Source organism: Pseudoalteromonas sp. S1612 (assembly GCF_005887175.1).
Lineage (GTDB): Bacteria > Pseudomonadota > Gammaproteobacteria > Enterobacterales > Alteromonadaceae > Pseudoalteromonas > Pseudoalteromonas undina.
Map to the genome: position 1 here is coordinate 1 of NZ_PNDH01000091.1, position 4,115 is coordinate 4,115.

A 4,115-nucleotide genomic window follows, 5' to 3' on the forward strand; every position below is an offset into this window, starting at 1 on the left:
CGCGTTAACCACAAGGCTTTTTAATATATCGAAGCCCGAAGCCCGAAGCCCGAAGCCCGAAGCCCGAAGCTCGAGGCTCGAGGCTCGAGGCTCGAGGCTCGAGGCCCAAAACCCATTTCGGAGGTGTATTTTGAGTGATCTTATTTTTTCAGACTCGTTTATAAACGGTGAATTTTATCAAACCAGCACACGCTTTAGTGTTAATGATCCCGCCACCGAACAAAGTATTGTTGAAGTAAGCGATATTGACGAGCAAGGTGTAAATATAGCTATTAATGCGGCAAAAGGCGCGTTTGTAAAATTAAAAGCAACCAATGCAACCGAGCGAAGTGAAACTCTGATGCGCTGGTATGAGTTGGTGATTAAACATAAACAAACGCTAGCTACACTTATGACCAAAGAGCAGGGTAAGCCGCTTAAAGAATCTCTCGGTGAAATAGATTATGGCGCCGGCTTTATTAAGTGGTTTGCTGAGCAAGCTAAGCGTAGCTATGGGGATGTGATCCCTGCAACCGACAATCAGCATCGCTTAACCAGTTATAAACAACCTATTGGCGTGGTTGCCGGTATAACACCATGGAACTTTCCTGTGGCTATGGTAACTCGAAAAGTAGCCCCTGCTTATGCTGCTGGCTGTAGTTTCATTTTAAAACCTTCTGAACATACACCACTATGTGCTATTGCTTTAGCGTATTTAGCTGATCAGGCTGGCTTTGTGAAAGGCGCATTTAATGTGTTGGTATCACAAAACGCTAAAGACGTTGGTAAAATGTTGACTGACTCAGAGGTGGTACGTAAGTTTACCTTTACTGGCTCTACAGGTGTAGGTAAGCAGTTACTATCACAGTGTGCACAGACAATTAAAAAAACATCAATGGAATTAGGTGGCAATGCGCCGTTCATTATTTTTGATAATGCCGATATTGATGACGCTATTGATGGCCTAATGGCAGCTAAATTTAGAAATAGTGGCCAAGCGTGTGTAGCGGCAAACCGTATCTTCATCCAGCGCAGTATATTAAATGAAGTGCTTGAAAAAATTACACCCAAAGTCGCTGCGCTCAACGTTGCAAACGGTTTTGATGAAAATGCCGATATAGGCCCGCTTATTTATCCCAAAGCAAAAGAGAAAGTGCAACAACTGATTAAAGACGCTCTTGATAAAGGCGCTACGCTAATTGGAGATAACAGTAACTTAGGTGGCAGCTTTCAAAACCCATTAATAGTTACTAATGTCACTACACAAATGGATATTTATCATGAAGAAGTTTTTGGCCCTGTATTAACGGTGATCCCATTTGATGAAGAAAGCGAAGCCCTTGCGCTTGCTAATGACGTTCCTTATGGATTAGCTGCGTATTTTTATAGCCAAAACATTAAACAAATCTATCGTATAAGCGAAGGGTTAGAGTTTGGCATGGTAGGTGTAAATGAGGGGGTTATATCAAACCCTGTAGCACCGTTCGGTGGGGTAAAACAATCAGGTCTTGGAAGAGAGGGGGGTCACCAAGGTTTAGATGAATACCTAGAAGAAAAGTACGTATGTATTAGGGTTTGACTCTCTAGACTGTTCCGATGAGTTAACCGTTTAGCGTTTTAAGTTGCTTGAAATGGGTGTAAATGCTACCTTTTTAAAAAATGTTTAAGTAAACAAAAAGTAAAAAATTTCTATAAGTAGAAATACCCCCGTGTGTAAATGCCACCATTTTGGTGGCATTTTTTTGCCCTTTTTTAAGGAGAGGTTTTTGGCTACTTCCTCCTTGTAGGTCTAAACTATTCTTAGTTAGATGCTATTCTGCTTATATCCTTTTTAAAAGTAGGCTTTTATGAAAGAGTAATTCTTTTTAATTCGCGTGAATATTTGTAACTGCATGTTTTTAAATGTATATTTTTGGTGCGTGAATGAGTAGAATAAAGTTTCAGTAGTTTCAATACTATTAACATATAGTAAAAATGTATAATTGTGTTTTATACACTTATAAATTAACATTCCGCAAATTCATCCATTAAAAAATAATGAAGCACCCACTATGAGTAGAAGAAATCAAGCAACGGTAGACCAGGAAGTTTCGTTTGGCATTGACGAAGAGTTAGTTTCTACAACAGATTTACGAGGGGTTATCACCTATGCAAATGATAGCTTTTGTAAAGTTTCAGGGTATACCATTAATGAGTTAAAAGGGAAAAACCATAACATGGTTCGCCACCCAGACATGCCACCTGCGGCATTTGGTGATATGTGGTCTAATTTAAAAAGTGATACCGCATGGCGAGGAGCTGTAAAAAATAGATGTAAAGATGGGCGTTATTACTGGGTTGATGCATTTGTTACCCCTATTTACGAAAACGGTAAAAAAGTAGGTTATCAATCAGTCCGCCAACAACTCCTTCCAGAATATAAAAACCGCGCAGAAAAGCTTTACCAACGTTTAAACAACGGTCAATCAATTGTCCCTTTAAGTGAAAAATTAGCCGCATTTAAACTTCCTCTATTTATTGGCTGTGCAGCTTTAATTGCTTGGTTAACAAGTTATATGTTCTGGTTATGTTTACTGTTTGTTCCTCTGCCTTTTGTTATTTTTTATGAAGAGTTAATTCGTTCGCAAAGCACAATCAAAAAAACCAAAGCAGGTCCAGATAGCGTATCTCGGCATATTTATTCTGGTAGCGACAGCCTCAGCTATAGTGATTTTCAGATTAAATTACTTGAGGGTAAAGTAACGACCATTGTTGGCCGTATTATTGATGGTACTTTAAGCCTGAGTAAAGGTGCTGACTCTCTTAAAACTTGTGCTGAAGCTGCGCAGGCCGGTGTTGAAAAAGAAGCGTCTGAATTACATCAAGTGTCGTCTGCCGTTGAGGAAATGGTGCATTCAATTGATGAAGTAGCAAAAAATACTTTAGTAACTAACCAACGAGTGCAACAAGCTCACCAAGACTGCGAAAGCGCAACGCAAGCGATGTCAGGCACCATGCGTGAAGTATCGTTACTCGCCAACGAGGTGGATAACTCGGCAAGTTCAGCGAGCGAGCTAGCAACAGAGGCTGAAAAAATTGGTGGCATAATGCAAGAGATACAAGGGATTGCCGATCAAACAAATTTACTTGCACTTAATGCGGCTATAGAAGCTGCGCGTGCCGGTGAGCATGGTAGAGGGTTCTCGGTTGTTGCTGATGAAGTGCGAGCACTCTCAAGTAGAACGCATACCGCTACAGAGCAAATTCAAGTTTCTATATCTGAAATGCAGTCTACGTTACTCAACTGGTCAAAAACAATGGAAGCTGGTAAGAATGCGGCAGAGAGCTGTGTTAAAGAAACCCGCAATAGCCAAGATATCGTCTCAAAAGTATATGCTGCAATTACTGATATTTCTGATTTAGCAACGCAAATATCAACCGCTGCGGAAGAACAAAGCATGGTATCGCAAGAAATTAGCCGTAATATTTCAAATATTAGTAGTGCGTCTTCAGAAAACTTAGCCCAAGCGCACAGTGTAGCTGCAGAGTCTGATGCGATTGAAAAACACTCTAAAGCATTAGCGTCACTAGGTCTTTCTTTTAAAGTAGGTTAACAATTTGAGCAAGGGCAGCAAATACCCAAGTGTATGAGGCGCTGAGAATATAACATGTTCTCAGCGCGCCTAAAGCGTCAAATACGGGCAACGGGCTGTGTGGTGCGGGGAAAACCTGCTACTACTGGTATTATTTGTAATATTTATTTAGCAGTGACTTCATATCGCATCAGGCTTTTATCAAAAGCACCAAATAACGATATAAATCAACGCTGGGGAAACCGGCGGCTACAGATAAGAGCGTATTTTTTTATTTTATGTTTGGCTTTATGAAAACTAGAGATAACTAAAAAATTAACTTTGGATATTACTGAGAGGACTTAGAAAATAATGGGGCGATTGACGGGGCTCGAACCCGCGACAACCGGAATCACAATCCGGGGCTCTACCAACTGAGCTACAACCGCCACTACATACACCTCGTTTGGTGTGGCGCGCATAATACATAATATCCCCATGCTTGTGAAGCAAAAAATCAAAAAAAATTAAACTTATTATAAGTATTCTATATTTAAGCTTATTGGTAACGGGTAACGGGTAACG

2 protein-coding genes and 1 tRNA gene are annotated in these 4,115 nt (G+C 40.4%); 2 read left to right on the top strand and 1 reads right to left on the bottom strand.

What is annotated here, in order from left to right; genetic code table 11:
• Nucleotides 1–130 precede the first annotated feature (130 nt).
• On the top strand, nucleotides 131–1,558 hold the full coding sequence (locus tag CWB78_RS18220) for an NAD-dependent succinate-semialdehyde dehydrogenase (protein WP_138596819.1): 1,428 nt from the start codon (nucleotides 131–133) through the stop codon (nucleotides 1,556–1,558).
• A gap of 472 nt (nucleotides 1,559–2,030) precedes the next feature.
• Nucleotides 2,031–3,572, top strand: a complete 1,542-nt coding sequence (locus CWB78_RS18225; RefSeq protein ID WP_138596821.1) for a methyl-accepting chemotaxis protein — start codon at nucleotides 2,031–2,033, stop codon at nucleotides 3,570–3,572.
• A gap of 331 nt (nucleotides 3,573–3,903) precedes the next feature.
• Here the strand turns inward: CWB78_RS18225 and CWB78_RS18230 are convergent.
• Nucleotides 3,904–3,979 (bottom strand) — tRNA-His (locus CWB78_RS18230).
• Nucleotides 3,980–4,115: the final 136 nt, after the last annotated feature.